Below are 1,296 nucleotides of genomic sequence, written 5' to 3' on the forward strand. Positions count from 1 at the left end.
AAGCCGCAGCCAACATCGGCCCCGCCCCCGGCCCGGCATACATCAACCCCGAATTCACCTCCGGAGACAACGCCGCAAAATCCATAACCGTCACCCCCGGGGCCCCTAGTCTTCCGCCGACGGGGGGATCACGATGATGGTGGCCGTGCTGGGCTTACTCTTCGCCGCCGATTGTTTGGCGCGGCCACGAGAAGCCGATCCACCGGTGGCGCCGATGGCGCGTCCGGCCAAACTGCCCAGGCCGAGGTCGCTCAGTAGGTCGCTGTCGCCCTCCACCGCGACCATCGAGGCTGCCTGCTCCGAGGCGCTGCCGGACAATGCGGCGGCCAACGGCTTGACCTCCGGGGCGGCCCCAGACCAGCCCCGTGGCACCGACATCGTCCCGACCGAACCCGCGTTACCGACGTTCGCCGATACCGGCGACCCGCCCACACCGGGTGAGCTCGCCAGCCGTGGAACCGCCTCAGCTGCACCGGAATCCGGCGAAGGTGCAACGGGGTCGAAAGGATTCGGTGGCCACTTCCCCTCGGTCGTCATCTTCTGCGCCCGGGTAAGCACCCCGACCACGTTCGCCCCGTTCATCGGCAACAAGACAAGTTGGAACGCCAAGAGGTCCGGGACACCCCCGATGGTGTAGAGCGAGAGCGGCGACAACGGACCGGCGAGGGCATCCAGCAGCGACAACAGCGGCGATTCCGCTTGCGCAGCCACCGGTGCGGATGAGGCACAACCCTGCAGCGCCTGGGGAACCGCGGCCATCAGTTGGGACAGCATGGTCTGGGTGCGTGCACTTGCCGCCACGGCGACGGCTTGGCTGACCGCGCCGGCCTGGGCCCCCGGACCGGCCGGGTTGGTCGTCGATGGCGGCGCCGTGAACGGCGTCAGCTCAGTGGCGCCCGCCGAGGAGCCGGCGTAGCCGTACATGGCTGCGGCATCTTGTGCCCACATCTGCGCGTAGTCGGCCTCGGTGGCGGCGATCGCGGGCGTATTCTGCCCCAGGATGTTCGTGGCGATCAGCGATATCAGAAGGCTGCGGTTGGCTGCGATCACCGGTGGCGGCACCATCGCGGCAAACGCCGACTCAAACGCCGTCGCGGCGGCCGACGCCTGAACCGCGGCCTGCTCGGCCTGGGCGGCGGTAGCGGCCATCCACGTCACGTACGGGGCGGCCGCGGCAGTCATCGCCGCCGCCGACGGGCCCGACCACGATCCGGCGGTGAGCCCCGATATCACCGTGCCGTAGCTGGACGCCGTCGACCCCAATTCGGCGCCCAGTCCCCGCCAGGCGGCCGATGT

2 protein-coding genes are annotated in these 1,296 nt (G+C 69.7%); both read right to left on the reverse strand.

Going from position 1 to position 1,296, the window contains the following annotated elements:
* Positions 1-85, reverse strand: an 85-nt coding sequence (locus tag AC2VOP_RS11770) for a PPE domain-containing protein (protein ID WP_486961132.1), incomplete at its 3' end; no start/stop codon positions are given.
* 20 nt (positions 86-105) lie between these two features.
* The coding region (locus AC2VOP_RS11775; RefSeq protein WP_486961131.1) for a PPE family protein at positions 106-1,296 on the reverse strand (1,191 nt) is incomplete at its 5' end.

The organism is Mycobacterium sp. TH-M106, assembly GCF_057473765.1.